This is a genomic window from Chryseobacterium arachidis (genome assembly GCF_900129245.1).
Taxonomy (GTDB): Bacteria; Bacteroidota; Bacteroidia; order Flavobacteriales; family Weeksellaceae; genus Chryseobacterium; species Chryseobacterium arachidis.
This window is the reverse complement of the sequence record NZ_FQUT01000006.1, coordinates 169,102-184,386: the sequence shown is the minus strand read 5'-3', so window position 1 is coordinate 184,386 and position 15,285 is coordinate 169,102. Positions and strand designations below refer to the sequence as shown.

The window sequence follows — 15,285 nt, the reverse complement described above, 5'->3', positions numbered from 1 at the left end:
ATTTTTGCACCGTAAAAATTGAAAGTAGAATGGATTTTAAATATCAGGATCCGTATCCGATTCTTAAGGATGATACGGTGTATAAGAAGCTTACTTCAAAGTATGTAAAAGTTGAAAAACTAGGAGACAGAGAAATTTTAACTGTCGATCCGAAAGGTCTTGAGCTTCTCGCGGAGGAAGCAATGGCAGATGTTTCCTTTATGCTTCGTTCTTCGCATCTTGAAAGTTTGAGAAGAATTATCGACGATCCTGAAGCGACTGATAACGACAGATTCGTTGCGTATAATTTGTTGCAAAACGCAGCGGTGGCTGTGGAAGGCGCTTTGCCTTCTTGTCAGGATACAGGAACGGCGATTGTGATGGGTAAAAAAGGTGAAAATGTTTACACAGGCGTTGATGACGGTGAATATTTAAGCAAAGGAATCTACAATACCTATCAAAAAAGAAACTTAAGATATTCTCAGGTGGTTCCTTTAACGATGTTTGATGAGAAAAATTCAGGATCCAATCTTCCCGCGCAGATTGATATTTATGCTAAAAAAGGAGATTATTACGAGTTTTTATTTTTAACAAAAGGAGGAGGTTCTGCCAACAAAACTTTCCTTTATCAAAAGACAAAATCTTTACTGAACGAAAAATCTTTGGAAGAATTTATTAAAGAGAAAATCTCAGATCTGGGAACGGCTGCTTGTCCGCCATATCACTTGGCGTTGGTTATCGGTGGAACCTCTGCTGAAGCCAATTTAGCGGCTGTAAAAAAAGCATCTGCAAAATATTACGATAATCTTCCGACAGAAGGAAACGAAGCTGGACAGGCTTTCAGAGATCTGGAATGGGAAGCGAAAGTTCAGAAAATCTGCCAGGAAAGTGCGATTGGAGCTCAGTTTGGCGGGAAATATTTAACTCACGACGTTAGGGTAATCAGATTGCCTCGTCATGCGGCTTCTTGCCCGGTAGGAATGGGAGTTTCCTGTTCAGCAGACAGAAATATCAAAGGAAAAATTACCAGAGAAGGTATTTTCTTAGAGCAATTGGAACAGGATCCGAAGAGATTTTTGCCTGCAACACCACCACATTTGGAAGAAGCGGTTGAAATCAATCTAAATCAGCCGATGTCTGATATTTTAGCAGAACTTTCAAAATATCCTATCAAAACAAGATTAAAATTAAACGGAACTTTAATTGTTGCAAGAGATATTGCTCACGCAAAGATTAAAGAATTGTTGGATGCCGGACAGCCAATGCCTGAGTATTTTAAAAATCACCCGATTTATTACGCAGGTCCTGCGAAAACTCCGGAAGGAATGGCTTCAGGAAGTTTTGGGCCTACTACGGCAGGAAGAATGGACGTTTATGTTGATGAATTCCAAAGCCACGGCGGAAGTATGGTGATGCTGGCAAAAGGGAACAGGACGAAAGACGTTACCAATGCCTGCAAAAAATATGGAGGTTTCTACATCGGATCAATCGGAGGTCCGGCTGCAATTTTGGCAAAGGACAACATTTTGTCTGTTGAGGTGGTTGATTTCCCTGAATTAGGAATGGAAGCGGTAAGAAAAATCGAAGTGAAAGATTTCCCGGCGTTTATCATTACCGATGATAAAGGAAATGACTTCTTTGCTGATCTAGCGCATTAAGAATAGAAAAGATAACATACGGATAGAAAATAGGCAAAAGAGGATACAGGGATAATTAATCTATCATGTATTTGTCTATTATCTTTAGTCTTTTTTAATTAAAATTAAAATAAATAACAAAATAGGGCTTGTATCTTTTGTGTAAAAAAATAAAAAGTCCTATTTTTGCCTAAAATCTTTAAGAAAAATGATAACGATTTTATCAGCATTTTGGCCGTTTTACCAGTTCCTTTGGACGATTTTCTTCGTAACGATGTTCCTAGTAGGATTCTGGTGTATTTTCATGTTCTTCGGATTGGTAATTCCTATGTGGTTGACTGAAGGTTTGAAAGAGTATTTCGGGAAAATCAAGCCTTTTGATCCGGAAGATATCAGAAGCAAGTTGCTTACAGAACAGGAAGGTGTAGAGGTGATCTACAACGAACCTAAAGGTCACGGCCCTTTCTTACATGACCACGGTCATGATAGTCACGGACATCATTAATTGATTGTCATTGCTTTTTCACCTGAATTCTGAAAAAGTAATATCAAAGCAAAACAACATATATAAACCACTTAATTTTGTTAAGTGGTTTTTCTTTTTTATTCCGTTCTTAATTTTTCAGGAGAAACGCCAAATTTCTTTTTGAAAGCGCGCGTAAAATTCTGAACGTATTCATATCCGCATTCTATCGCAATTTCTTTAATCATAATTTCTTTATTGATGATTAACTTTTTTGCTTTCAACATTCTCAGGTCTGCAATATAATCACTTACCGTAACATGGTATTGGGCTTTGAATTCTTTTCTTATTTTATTTTGATTGATGCCGATCAGCTTTCCGATTTCTTCTACTTTAATGTTTTTATTATAATTTTCATCAACAAATTTTTTGATCATTGAAGGAATTCTCGGGGTTTCTTCAACTGTATTTTTTTCGTCAAACTGTTCAAACATAAGGATTAAAAGTTTAATGATTTTCGCTTCTACAAATAATTTCTGCATCACTCCTTTTTTTGAAGAGCTGATTATTTCCCTCAAAATCATGTGCATTTCAACTGTGATATAGGGTGGCGTTTGCTTGTGGAGAAAAATATAATTATTTCGGATCATATTTTCCAGAATATCTGCATTCTCTTTACTTTCTTCCGGATTGATGAGTTTTAAAATGTAATTATAATGAATCTGAATTTGAAGATATTTTATAATTTCCTGATTTTCTGTCCAGAGTTCTGCCGCACTTTCTTCCGATGAAAAATGGAGAATGTATTGATTTTTCTTAAATAAAAATTTCGATCCGCAGTCCTGAGCTTCCAAATTAATATTCGGGCTCAGCAGAAAAAGTAAATTAAAACTCGATTTGCTCTCAATCATGTTTGATCTTGAAAATTTTTCTGGATACGAATTTTCCTGCATTAAAATTTTAATGTCTTCGGATCTGAACAATAATCCTCTATCAGATTGATCCTTCATACGAACAGTTTTTATGGGATGGTACAATTTTAAATAAAGCTGATTCTGAGATAACAAAAAGTTCGGAAATGATAACTTGAGGTTAAACAAGGGAACTAATTTTGCGCAAAATTAAATATAATTTAGAATAAATAAAAATAATATTAGTTATGTTTAGAAAATTACATTTTGCGGTATGTAAATTAGGCGCAGGATTAGGGCTGTTGACGATCGCAGGGAGCTATGTATATGCCCAGCAATGGGAAAATGTAGGAGGGCTGGCTACTGTTTCGGCAGGAGGAAGCAGTTTTAATAATCTGGTTGTTGATACTGCAGGAAAATATTATCTTTCTTATTATGATCTTTCGGTTTCTAAAGGATCTGTCCAGCTGTTTGACGGAAATAGCTGGTCGTATGTAGGAGGTTCTGCGGGAGTTACCAATAGCTATGCAACGTACAATTCATTGTCTTTGGCACCAAACGGGAATCTATATTATACCAATCAGGGAACGGGGCTGGAGGTTCGACAGTTCAACGGAACTTCATGGACGCAATTGCCAAGTCCTGTAACAAGTGCGATTAATTATCAGGCTTCAGCAGTTTCATCTTCCAATGTGTTATTTACCTATTCTACTCATAATTCTGGAACGGTTCAGCGTTTTGTAAACGGAGCTTGGGAGCAGGTGGGAAATACAGGTTTTTCCAACGGAGCTGCATTTGCAGAAATGGTGATCGGAACGAACAACAAAGTGTATACCTGTAATGTTTCGGGCGGAGTAAGAGTGTATGAAAATTCTGCCAGTGCAGGAACTTCAGACAATTGGAATCTGGTAGGAGGAAGTACGGTAGATGCTGCGTCTTCAGGCGAACAGTATACTTCAGATATTGCAATCGATGCCAATAATAATCTATATGTTGCCTATGTTTCCAACTCGGCAAACGGAACAAAATTAAATGTAAAAAAATTCGACGGCACAAATTGGGTACAGGTTGGAAATCCTTATTTCTCATCGGGAAGAGTTCAGCACGTAGCTTTGGCGGTTACTGCTGCGGGTGCTCCTTATGTAGTGGCAAGCCGTTGGGAAGATGATAATTTCTTAAAAAATACAGCGTTTAAATTAGACGCGGGATCTAATACCTGGGCGACTTTTGGTGGAGATTTTATTTCTGACGGTCAGGCGGCATACAATGATTTAGCAGTAGATAATGCAAATAATTATCTGGTATTGACGTATACCCAGGATGGGACAAAGGTGAAAAGAATTTCTTTACCGGTTCCAACGCAAACGTGTAGCAATACGGATCCGGGAAATAATGCCGGAGATTTAGGTTGCGTAACATTTACTTATAGAGGTCAGTCGGTTACCTATACCACAGTAAGATGTGCAGATGGGAGAATCTGGCTTCAGCAGAATTTAGGAAGTTCCAAAGTGGCAACTTCTTTTGATGATGCAGATTCTTATGGAGATCTTTTCCAGTGGGGGAGATGGGATGATGGTCATCAGGTAAGAAATTCTCTTACCTCAGTTGCTTCCTCTCCGAATTCTCCGGATGGATTATCGGGAACTGACAAATTTATCATCGGATCCGGTACGGATTCTTGGTGGGGCAGCAATGCGACAAGTGATACATGGACGGCAGCTTCGTCAGCGGCAGCTGGTCAGGCGGTTGGAGTAGATCCTTGTAAGGCAATCGGACAGGGGTGGAGGCTTCCTACTTCGGCAGAATGGGTAACCATTGCCAATAATTATTCAATGAATAATCCGGCTTCAGCTTACGCAAGTCATTTGAAGCTGCCGGCAGGGGGAGTGAGAAGTAATACGAGTGGAGGCTTCAATTTTGTAGGACAAAGAGGGTATTTCTGGAGTTCGGAAACTTCAACCAGTGGCGGAAGATTCATGTATGTGGGAGGAACTATTATTACGCCGGCTTCAGGAGGTCCGAGAGGTCAGGGAGAATCGGTAAGATGTACAAAGGATGTTTCCACAGGATTAGGAACTTCGGATCTGAATAGTAAGGCAAATTCCATCGGTATTTATCCAAATCCAACAAATGGAATTCTTAATATTAGAACAGATTCTTCGATAGAGTCTGTAAATGTTATCAATGTTGTTGGGCAAAAAGTAAATATGCAGTTTTCAGATAAACAGATTAATATGCAAGGACTTCCTAACGGAGTTTATATTGTAGAATTAAAATTGAAAAACGGGAAGACGTTCTCGAAAAAAGTGGTTAAGAATTAATTTCCACATATTTGATTGATGAATAAAAGGCTTTGAAAGGAGTCTTTTATTTTAAATATTCAGTTCATTTAAATTACATAGAAGTATCGGCGATGTCCAAAGGACATCGCCGATACTTTTTAACATAAGAAAATAAAAGGATGAAAATAATTGAAAGCTTAGATGATATTAATCTCTACATGAATATTTCCTCGCGACATTTTAGAATATGGGCAGGTTTGGTGTGCTTCTTCAGCTAATAATTTTGCAGTTTCCGTGTCAATTCCGGGAAGGCTGATATTTAATCGTGCCTGTAAAAAATAAGCATCGTCACTCATACAAAGGTCTACTTCTGCATCCACAGCGGTTTCAGTAGAAAGTCTGATTTTTCTTTTTCTTGCCGCAATTCCCAAAGCTCCGATAAAACAAGCAGACCAGCCTGCTGCGAAGAGTTGTTCAGGGTTGGTTCCCGGTTCTGTACCTCCTGGAGTTGACAGCTTAATGTCGAGTTGGTTGTCCGAACTTTTAGAAAATCCCTCTCTGCCTCCTGTAGTGTGCGTTTTTCCTGTGTATAATACTTTTTCTGCCTGTAAAGTTTGATTATTTTTCATTTTTAGAATATTTAAATTGTTAGTAATTGGTTTAAAATGATGATTCAAAATTAGTTACGTTTAATAATTTTTGAAATAAGAATATGAGTGAAGTGGACAATTTGAAGTCTTAAAAAGGTATTATTGACAATAAAATTTATTTTGAATAACTGTCTGCTTCAATAATAGCATCGGCAAAAGACTGAGGGGCTTCCTGTGGAACATTATGCCCGATTCCTTTTAAGATTTTATGTGAATATTTTCCGGTAAATCTGTCTCTGTAAGCGCTTCCGTCGATCGTAGCCCCGTCAAAATCACTGCTGATGGTAACCGTCGGAACTGTAATAACAGGTCTTGTCTGAAGTTTTTTCTCTAATTCGTCATATTTTTTCTCTCCCTTAGCCAATGACAGCCTCCATCGGTAATTGTGTATAACAATGGCCACATGATCCGGATTTTTGAAAGATTGTGCGGTTTGGTCATAAGTCTCTTTACTGAAATTCCAAAGTGGCGAAGCGGTTTTCCATATCAGCTTGTTAAACTCATAGGTATTGTCTTTGTATCCTTTTTCGCCACGCTCGGTAGAGAAATAATATTGATACCACCAGCCTAGTTCAGTATTTGGAGGAAGCGGTTTTTTATTCGCTTCAAGATTGGTGATTAAATATCCGCTTACGGAAACCAGACCTTTTACCCGGTTGGACCAGAGTGCAGCCATCACATCGGCAGTTCTTGCGCCCCAGTCGAAGCCTCCAATAATGGCTTTGTCGATTTTCAAAGCATCCATTAAAGCAATAATATCACTGGCAACTGCTGCCTGCTGGCCATTTCTCATGGTTTTTTCAGATAAGAATTTTGTGCTTCCAAAGCCTCTTAGGTAAGGGGTTATCACTCTGTAGCCTTTGGCGGTGAGCAACGGAACAACTTCCTCGTAGCTATGGATATCATAAGGCCATCCGTGAAGTAGAATCACCGGAGTTCCGTCAGGAGATCCTGCTTCTGTGTAGCCTACATTCAGGACGCCTGCGTTAATTTGTTTTAAAGTTCCTAATGAATTATTAGTCTGTTGTGCATTAAATCCGATATTGAATATTAGCAGAAGCAAGGCGCTAAATAAATATTTTCTGATAAAATAAATCTGTGAGTTGTTTGACTGAGTGAACATAATAATTGATTTTTAATTTGATGGATCAAAGGTAAAAAGACGCTTATCTGAAGCCTATTAAAAACAAGGTTAAACGGACAATTTCAATCCTGAGTCAGACAAAACCTGATCTTAATCTATTGTAGTTAGATTGGGAATATTTAGATATTAAAAAAATTCAATGTTATCCACAATAAATAAACTTGCTGACAAATTTTCACATAAAATTGTGGATAACCTTATGAAAAAAAATAGGGTAAAAATTTCTTGGCTTTAAAGCTCAAAATGAAATTATCTTTATTGGGAAAAGAAAGTGGAAAAAGATTGATTTATTTAAATTGAAAAAAGAAATGTAAAACTAAATTATTCGTTGAATTTATATTCGGTTTATTTATAATCAGATACGATAATTTTAATTGAGAAAAAGATTGTGAAATAGCTTGTGGATAAGTCTGAAACTATTGATAAATAAGATGGAGAAAGCAAGGTATTTTTGTTAATTCATGTTTTATAAGCATTGAAATTGATGTTTATTCACGGGTTATTAATAGCTTTTCAATACATTGTTCACAGGGTTGTCCACATCAAAATTCAGGGTTTTCAATGGCTTGCCAATAGCTTATTCATACGTTATCCATATTTTATTCACATTAAAAAAGGTTTTTTTATGAGATTGTTTTTGATAATTAACATGTGATTCACTGCTTGCTAATAGGTAATTCACGTGTTATCCACATTTTATTCACAAAAAATCAATGGATAAAAATTCAAAAGACCATCAGTTTTTTGTCAATTAAAATTATTAGTCTACTTTTGCAGTAGATTTATCAAGAAAGGTGGAGGGAATTGGCCCTGTGAAACCTTAGCAACCGACATCTCTTGTGTAAAGGTGCTAATTCCAACCCGATTTGGGGGAAGATAAGTGAAGTCAATATTCTATATTATTCCATTTTCTTGACGGTCTTTTGGGTTTGCGTTACTGCAGACAATTATTAATTATTTAAAAAGCACTGAAGGAAATGAAGAAACTCAGCGTAAGCGTACTGCTTTTGGCAATTGGATTTTTATCGGCACAGGAACAGGAAAAACAGATTGAAGATGTTGTGATTGTTGGAAATCGTAATGCGAAGAGAACAAAATTAGAAACTCCAGTCCCGGTAGATATCATCAATATTGATAAAATTCAAAAATCTTCTCCGCAAACCACTGTTCAGGATTTATTAAATTATGTAATCCCGTCTTTTAATGCCGTTCGTCAGTCGGCTTCCGATGGAACGGAGCATATTGATCCAATGACTTTGAGAGGAATGGGGCCGGATCAGGTTTTAGTCCTCGTCAATGGAAAAAGAAGGCATACAACATCTTTGGTGAATTATCAGAATACGGTGGGGAATGGTTCTGTCGGAACAGATTTAGGCACAATTCCCGTTATTGCAATCGACAGAATTGAAGTTCTTCGGGACGGTGCTGCTGCACAATACGGTTCTGATGCCATTGCGGGAGTTATTAATATTATTCTTAAAAAAGATATCGGTGGAACAGCAAGTCTGAATTATGGGATTTCAGGAAGAAACGACGGCGAAACATATCAGGCTGGAGTTAATTATGGGGCTTCTTTAGGAAAGAAAGACAGCTACATCAGTTTGTCTTTACAGTTGAACCACAGAGGAAAAACAACTAGAACGCAGAATCATAATCTGGATATTTTTGGAGGGAATTTTGCGTACGACTTTGCCGATAATCCCGCAGCGGCAAGAGCTGCCGATGATGCTATCATTCAACAGAGGGGCTTAACGCGTGATGATTTCAATTTTCAGATCGGGGATGCTCAGATAAAGCAGGCTCAGTTATTTTTTAATTCAGAATACCCGATTAATGATCGATTTAAATTATATTCTTTTGGAGGTTTTAGTATAAAAGAAGGTCAAGGGTATGGTTTCAGAAGGCTTCCGAGCGAAACGGATAATAATGTGTATTCTATTTATCCAAATGGATTCCAGCCGACTTTAGGCTCTAAAGTGTACGATATTTCTTATGCAATCGGAGCAAAATACAACAAAAACGACTGGTTTTTTGATTTAAGCAATACTTTTGGAAGCAACACCTTCAATTATGATGTAAGCAACACGGTCAATGCCTCGTTAGGTGCAAAATCTCCGACAAGTTTTAATGCCGGTGCACACAGTTTTCTTCAAAATACAATTAATCTTGATGTTTCAAAAAATATAAAGAACTTCAATATTGCTTTCGGTGGAGAATTCAGATTTGAACAATATGATATTAAATCCGGAGATGAGACTTCGTATTTAAGATATGATGTTTTCGGAAATCTGGTTACTTCGGATACAGATCCAAATGATGTGGTCGGAGCAGGAGGATCGCAGTCTTTCATTGGTTTTTCTCCTCAAAATGCGTTGTCAAAATCAAGACATTCAACAGCAGTTTATGCGGATGTTTCTTATGATCTTGATAAAAAATTGAATGTTGATCTTGCCGGAAGATTTGAAAATTATTCAGATTTTGGAAGCACTCTGAATGGAAAATTAGCGGTGAGATACGAATTTGTAAAAAATTACGCCATTCGTGCGGCGGTTGGAACAGGCTTCAGAGCGCCGTCTTTGCAACAGCAATATTTTAATAATTCTTACGCAGATATTTCTACAACAGGAAATTCCATCGTTACCAAAGGAATTTTTAACAACGACAGTGAGGCAGCTAGGGCTCTTGGCTTTGATAAACTGAAACAGGAAACATCTGTCAATGGAAGTGTTGGATTTACCTTAAAACCAATCAGTAAACTATCGATTACTTTGGATGGATATTTAATTAAAGTTAAAGACAGAATCGTAATCACAAGTAATATTACAGATGATAGGTTAGCGGTTTACGGGGTAGAAAGCGGAAGATTTTTTGCCAATGCGATTGATACGGAAACAAGAGGGGTGGATTTGGTTATAGCCTATGACTGGAGATTGGGCGGAGGAAATTTAAACATCAATCTTGCCGGAAATTATACAGAAACAAAAATTACGGATTTCCATTTTCCTGCAAATTTACAGACTCCGCAAAATGAATTTTTCGGACCGGATCAAATCAATATCATCGAAACATTATCTCCAAAAACAAAAGCAACTTTAGGCTTGAATTATGGAATAGGCAAATTTAATTTCCTGGTAAGAAATACCTATTTTGGGAAAGTAATCAGAGACGGGTATCCTTTTGGTGGTGTTCAGGAATTTGCTCCGAAAATGGTGACGGATGTGAGTGTTGGCTACGATTTTACAAAAAATATTAACTTAACGGTCGGTGCAAATAATGTTTTTGATGTCTTCCCTGATCTACAGATCTACGAAAATTCGTATTATGGCGTTTTCAAATATGCTCCCGTTCAGATGGGAACATTGGGAAATTACTTCTTCGGAAGGCTTAATTTTACATTTTAATTAATGAATGCTACATCACATCAGATAGGCTGGAAAACCGCAGTAGCAATCGTTGTTTCGAATATGATCGGAACCGGGATTTTTACAACGCTGGGTTTTCAGCTTACAGATATTACAAATACGTACAGCATATTCCTCCTTTGGATCATAGGGGGAATTCTGGCGTTATTCGGAGCTTTTTGTTATGCCGAATTGGGTTCACATTTTAAAGGAAACGGTGGAGATTTTATTTATTTGAAAGAAACTTATCATCCGCTTTTGGGATATCTGGTAAGCTGGATTTCCCTGATTATCGGGTTTTCTTCCCCTGTTGCCTTGGCGGCTTTGGCGATGTCAAAATATCTTTCTGCCTTCAATTTTTCTTTTGGGAATAGCTTTGCTGTCGGAATAATTTTTCTGGTTTCTGTTTTTTTATCGTTCAGTTTAAAAGCTTCAAGCCGGTTTCACAATTTTTTTACATTCATAAAAATAGCTTTTATTGTTGTTTTGATTATTCTTGGAATCGCACTTTCAGAATCAGAATCCATTGGAAACAGCTTGCAACTTGATGATTCATGGAAAAAAGAAATCATGCTTCCTGCTTTTGCAACATCTTTAGTCTTTGTAACTTATTCATATACAGGATGGAACTCCGCTTCTTATATTGCCGGAGAAATTAAAGATGTTCAGAAAAATTTGCCTAAAGCTTTGATTGTCGGCACCGTTTTCGTGACTGTATGCTACCTTCTGGTGAATTTTATAATGCTAAAACACGCTCCGGTTAATCAATTAGCCGGTAAAGAAGATGTGATGGGTGAAGCGGCAAATAATATGCTCGGTCATACTTTTGGGAAAGTGGTGAATGTTTTTATTGCTTTGCAACTGGTTGCAACAATCAGTGGGTATTTGTGGGTCGGATCCAGGTTAACACAGGCTTTTGCCAAGGAAAATAAACTCTGGAAATCTCTATCCGTCGGAAATCACAAAGGAATTCCGGTTCGGGCAATTTTTGCTCATGCGGTCATCGCAACTTTGATTATTCTGACGGGAAGTTTTAAAGAAATTTTCGTTTATACCGCTTTTATTCTTCAATTGTTTGCGAGTCTGGCGATTTCTACTGCATATTTTATTAAAAAGGAAAATCGAAAAATATTCAAATCCAATTTATTTTATCTCTTTCCGACCGTTTTTTTGTTATTCAGTGTATATATTTTATATTTCACATTTATTCATAATCCGAAAGAAAGCATTATCGGATTGGGAATTGTGGTGTTGGGAATTGTTTTGTATTTAATTGATGGAAAATTGACGAAGAGCAATGCTTAATTTTTTGTAAACTAAAGTCTTCGACAAGTTCAGACTGACAATGTGTGTATTTTGATTTTATTGATATTTAAATAGTTAGAATTAGCAATGTCATCCTGAGCGCGAAGCAGTCGAAGGATTTTTAATAATTAACTTATATTCTTCCAAAATGACAAAAGTAATTAAAAAATCATCTGTCATTTGCTGAGTGAAAAGCCCTGGCGAACGAAAAACATCCCCAATTATTTCAAAAAACTTAGCGAACCCTGTGTTAAAAATAGATTCTTCACTACGCTTTCGCTTCGTTCTGAATGACAAACTGTGAAAATTTAAGGAAAGGAATAATGTAATGCGATGGGTTATTGAGTTTTGAATTAATAATCCGTATCTTTGCACCCACAAAATTTTCATAATGTCTAAATCATTAATTCCAAAATTAGAAGCTATAAAACAGAGATATAATGAGGTTGCAGACCTTATTATACAGCCTGATGTAATTTCAGACCAAAAAAGATATTCTTCTTTGAACAAAGAATATAGCGATTTGGGGAAAATTGTAAAAGTTTACGATCAATATAAAGGAGCTTTGGATACGATTGAGGAATCCGACGAGATCATTGCTGACGGATCAGACAAAGATTTTGTTGAATTGGCAAAAATCGAGAAAAACGAGGCACTGGAAAAAATTCCTGGATTGGAGGAAGAATTAAAAGTATTATTGATTCCGAAAGATCCTGCAGATGACAAAAATGTAATTGTGGAACTTCGTGCCGGAACGGGTGGTGATGAAGCTGCGATTTTCGTGGAAGATATTTACAGAATGTATTCCATGTATTTCAAAACGAAAGGATGGAGACACGAGATTACAGATTCCAACGAGGCTGCGAAAGGATACAAAGAATTGATCATGAAAGTGGAAGGAGAAGGTGTTTACGGAATCATGAAATTCGAGTCTGGAGTTCACCGTGTACAACGTGTTCCGGAAACGGAATCTCAGGGTAGAGTTCACACTTCGGCCATTACAATTGCTGTTCTTCCGGAAGCTGAAGAGGTTGATTTTGAACTGAATCCTGCCGATATCGAAATGCAGACATCACGTTCAGGTGGAGCCGGAGGTCAGAACGTAAACAAGGTTGAAACTAAAGTTCAGTTGACGCACAAACCTTCAGGATTGGTGGTTGTTTGTCAGCAGGCTCGTTCTCAGTTGGCAAACCGTGAGTTGGCGATGGAAATGTTGAGAACCAAATTGTATGATATCGAATTGCAGAAAGTTCAGGGAGATATTGCTGCGCAACGTAAGTCGATGGTTTCTACGGGTGACCGTTCTGCAAAGATCAAAACGTACAATTATCCTCAGGGAAGAGTTACTGATCACAGAATCAATAAATCAATGTATAATCTTGATGCATACATGAATGGTGATATTTCCGAAATGATCGATGCCGTTATCATGGCAGAAAACGCCGAAAAAATGAAAGGCGAAGAAGAAAGTTTATAAAATCTTTACATAAAATCTTTTTAAAGTCTCTGGATTTCCGGAGACTTTTTTGATTAAAAATTTTATCTTGAATAGTTTATTTATGAAACTATATATTGCCTGAAAAATTATAGACCTTTTCAGGAAAGAAACTTATTTGTTGAGTGAATTTTCTTTCTTTTTTGGTGTAATTTTGGATTTTATAAACGATACAGAAAAAAATCTATGAAAGCTATAGCATTATTTCTAGGTCTATTGGTTGCAAATTTTTCTTTTGCACAAAATAATGATGTTGAGGAAAGAGATGATAACATGATCACGGAAAACAACAAAAATTTCTTAAAAATAGATATTAAAGAACCATTGCTTCAGGTTGCTGTGAAGAATTGTAATGATTTTAAAACCGCAAGTTTTGAAGGAGGTATTCCAGCTTACAAGGAAACGTTGAGGAAATATATGTATGTTTATCTTAATACAGATTTTTATGTTCTGAATGGCGATTTTACATTCACTCTCACGATAGACCCAACCGGAAAAGTGACGAATATTGAAGGAGCTCCGAAGGTGGCAAACAGTGAGGTATTCTTTGAGGATATGAAATATGTGGTGAGAAGAATCAAGAAAAACTGGATTCCTGCAATGTGTGGCGGGCAGCCTATAACTTCACAAGTTAAAATCAAAATAAATCTCTCTTCTATAGCTACCGACGTTTAAAAAGATTGCTTATTAATAACTATGAAAAAATACCTTTTAATTCTACCTTTATTGCTTTGGGGCGGTAAAGGCTTTTCACAGCAGACTGCGGTTTCAACGCAGGAAATATCGTCAAACTATCAAAAAGCAGAATTTCCGGGGGGTGATGAAGCCTTTCAGAAAGAATTTATGAATATGGTTCACGCTTATATTGATATGGCTTTATATGCTATCCAAGGCCAAGTGACTTTTGTGTTTAATATTGATCCGAAAGGAAAAATTGATAAGGTTGATGTTCTTCCAAAATTTAAAAACAATGAAATGTTTATTGATGACATGAAGTACGCCGTTAAAAAAGTAAAAGGAAAATGGAAACCTGCAGTAAAAAATGGAATTCCGGTGGATTCTAAATTTGTAATGAAAGTGACTTTTAATCATAATACGTACGATCATGACTAAGAAAGTGTTGTTGAATATTATGTTATTGTGTGTTGTGAAAATCTTTGGACAAAATGTTGATTCTCCACAATATCTTCGTTACCCTGAATTTCTGGAATCTTATAAAGGAGGAAAGGTGCAGTTTTATAAAGATTTTCATAAAATATTAATGTCTAAAAAATTAAAACCTTGTGAAAATAAAAGTGAGGCTTATTATTTAAAAGTACTTATTAACGAAGATGCTTCTATAAAGTATCTGAGTAACCCTGCAAATGAAGAAAGTACTGAGAGAAACAAATGTGCATATGATTTGGCAATTCAGGTAATAAATTATATGGATAAATGGAATCCTGCAGTTGTTAAGGGTGTAAAGAAGCAAGCTATAGCGGGTTTTTTTATTGTTCCTGATGCTCTGTTTAAAAACTACAAAGAAGGATATCTCCCTCATGAAGATATTGCATCTCCTAAAAATATTCCGGATGGAATTATTGGATTTAGGAGGGAAGTTATGCAAAGGATCAATATAAATGATTTTAAATTGAATAATGGATTTAAAACAGAAGTTAGCTTTACAGTAACTAAAAATGGTAAAATAGAAAATATAAAGCTTGAGCCATCTTCTGGTGATAAAATATTTGATGATAAAATTATTACGGTTATAGAGAGTTTCAGCAATGAATGGAAGCCGGCATTAAAAGAAGGGATTCCTGTAGATTATAAGTTTAGATTACCATTTGCTTTTGTTACAAATTAAAAATTCTAAATTAATCAGAAAATTTAGTAAGGTGTTTCTAATAAATTATAGCTTTTGAATGCTTTTATGATTGGATTCACACATTAAACAGAGTTTATTTTTGATAATTTAATTAAAAAATATCTCCTGACATTCTGTCACAATATTTTGTATCTTTGCAAATTCAATAAGT

12 protein-coding genes and 1 riboswitch are annotated in these 15,285 nt (G+C 36.4%); of the genes, 9 read left to right on the top strand and 3 right to left on the bottom strand.

What is annotated here, in order from left to right:
- The first annotated feature begins 29 nt into the window (after positions 1–29).
- Entirely contained in the window at positions 30–1,637 is a 1,608-nt protein-coding gene (locus tag BUA89_RS13020; protein ID WP_072958507.1) for a fumarate hydratase, read from the top strand.
- Between the two features lie 187 nt (positions 1,638–1,824).
- Positions 1,825–2,121 (top strand): hypothetical protein, encoded by a 297-nt coding sequence (locus BUA89_RS13015; protein WP_178362459.1) that lies wholly within the window; start codon positions 1,825–1,827, stop codon positions 2,119–2,121.
- A 98-nt stretch (positions 2,122–2,219) separates the two neighbouring features.
- Here the strand turns inward: BUA89_RS13015 and BUA89_RS13010 are convergent, their stop codons facing one another.
- Positions 2,220–3,089 carry a helix-turn-helix transcriptional regulator gene (locus tag BUA89_RS13010; protein ID WP_072958504.1) on the bottom strand — a complete coding sequence of 290 codons (870 nt, stop codon included), beginning with the start codon at positions 3,087–3,089 and terminating at the stop codon, positions 2,220–2,222.
- Between the two features lie 149 nt (positions 3,090–3,238).
- On the opposite strand from BUA89_RS13010, the gene BUA89_RS13005 reads away from it, so the two are divergent.
- A complete protein-coding gene (locus BUA89_RS13005) occupies positions 3,239–5,311 on the top strand; it encodes a T9SS type A sorting domain-containing protein (RefSeq protein WP_072958500.1) in 2,073 nt (690 codons plus the stop codon).
- Positions 5,312–5,469: 158 nt separating this feature from the next.
- Here BUA89_RS13005 and BUA89_RS13000 read toward each other — a convergent pair whose 3' ends face one another.
- Positions 5,470–5,901 carry an organic hydroperoxide resistance protein gene (locus BUA89_RS13000; RefSeq protein WP_072958496.1) on the bottom strand — a complete coding sequence of 144 codons (432 nt, stop codon included), beginning with the start codon at positions 5,899–5,901 and terminating at the stop codon, positions 5,470–5,472.
- A gap of 136 nt (positions 5,902–6,037) precedes the next feature.
- Positions 6,038–7,045 (bottom strand): alpha/beta fold hydrolase, encoded by a 1,008-nt coding sequence (locus BUA89_RS12995; RefSeq protein ID WP_072958493.1) that lies wholly within the window; start codon positions 7,043–7,045, stop codon positions 6,038–6,040.
- 800 nt (positions 7,046–7,845) lie between these two features.
- Positions 7,846–7,949: riboswitch (SAM riboswitch) on the top strand.
- Positions 7,950–8,043: 94 nt separating this feature from the next.
- On the opposite strand from BUA89_RS12995, the gene BUA89_RS12990 reads away from it, so the two are divergent.
- From BUA89_RS12990 to BUA89_RS12960, 6 genes are all read left to right on the top strand, one after another.
- Entirely contained in the window at positions 8,044–10,467 is a 2,424-nt protein-coding gene (locus BUA89_RS12990; protein WP_072958490.1) for a TonB-dependent receptor plug domain-containing protein, read from the top strand.
- A 3-nt stretch (positions 10,468–10,470) separates the two neighbouring features.
- On the top strand, positions 10,471–11,772 hold the full coding sequence (locus BUA89_RS12985; RefSeq protein ID WP_072958487.1) for an APC family permease: 1,302 nt from the start codon (positions 10,471–10,473) through the stop codon (positions 11,770–11,772).
- A 391-nt stretch (positions 11,773–12,163) separates the two neighbouring features.
- Positions 12,164–13,249, top strand: a complete 1,086-nt coding sequence (gene prfA, locus BUA89_RS12975; protein ID WP_072958479.1) for a peptide chain release factor 1 — start codon at positions 12,164–12,166, stop codon at positions 13,247–13,249.
- A gap of 204 nt (positions 13,250–13,453) precedes the next feature.
- Positions 13,454–13,942: an energy transducer TonB gene (locus BUA89_RS12970; protein WP_072958475.1), complete on the top strand. Its 489-nt coding sequence runs from the start codon at positions 13,454–13,456 to the stop codon at positions 13,940–13,942.
- A gap of 21 nt (positions 13,943–13,963) precedes the next feature.
- Complete coding sequence (locus BUA89_RS12965) at positions 13,964–14,380, top strand: energy transducer TonB (RefSeq protein WP_072958472.1); 417 nt, start codon at positions 13,964–13,966, stop codon at positions 14,378–14,380.
- A gap of 148 nt (positions 14,381–14,528) precedes the next feature.
- A complete protein-coding gene (locus BUA89_RS12960; RefSeq protein ID WP_178362458.1) occupies positions 14,529–15,113 on the top strand; it encodes an energy transducer TonB in 585 nt (194 codons plus the stop codon).
- The last annotated feature ends 172 nt before the right edge of the window (positions 15,114–15,285 follow it).

Coding starts and splice junctions, on each gene's coding strand:
- prfA (WP_072958479.1), top strand. CDS start 12,164: ATGTCTAAATCATTAATTCCAAAATTAGAAGCTATAAAACAGAGATAT.
- BUA89_RS12965 (WP_072958472.1), top strand. CDS start 13,964: ATGAAAAAATACCTTTTAATTCTACCTTTATTGCTTTGGGGCGGTAAA.
- BUA89_RS12960 (WP_178362458.1), top strand. CDS start 14,529: ATGTCTAAAAAATTAAAACCTTGTGAAAATAAAAGTGAGGCTTATTAT.
- BUA89_RS13015 (WP_178362459.1), top strand. CDS start 1,825: ATGATAACGATTTTATCAGCATTTTGGCCGTTTTACCAGTTCCTTTGG.
- BUA89_RS12970 (WP_072958475.1), top strand. CDS start 13,454: ATGAAAGCTATAGCATTATTTCTAGGTCTATTGGTTGCAAATTTTTCT.
- BUA89_RS12990 (WP_072958490.1), top strand. CDS start 8,044: ATGAAGAAACTCAGCGTAAGCGTACTGCTTTTGGCAATTGGATTTTTA.
- BUA89_RS12995 (WP_072958493.1), bottom strand. CDS start 7,045: ATGTTCACTCAGTCAAACAACTCACAGATTTATTTTATCAGAAAATAT.
- BUA89_RS13020 (WP_072958507.1), top strand. CDS start 30: ATGGATTTTAAATATCAGGATCCGTATCCGATTCTTAAGGATGATACG.
- BUA89_RS13000 (WP_072958496.1), bottom strand. CDS start 5,901: ATGAAAAATAATCAAACTTTACAGGCAGAAAAAGTATTATACACAGGA.
- BUA89_RS12985 (WP_072958487.1), top strand. CDS start 10,471: ATGAATGCTACATCACATCAGATAGGCTGGAAAACCGCAGTAGCAATC.
- BUA89_RS13010 (WP_072958504.1), bottom strand. CDS start 3,089: ATGAAGGATCAATCTGATAGAGGATTATTGTTCAGATCCGAAGACATT.
- BUA89_RS13005 (WP_072958500.1), top strand. CDS start 3,239: ATGTTTAGAAAATTACATTTTGCGGTATGTAAATTAGGCGCAGGATTA.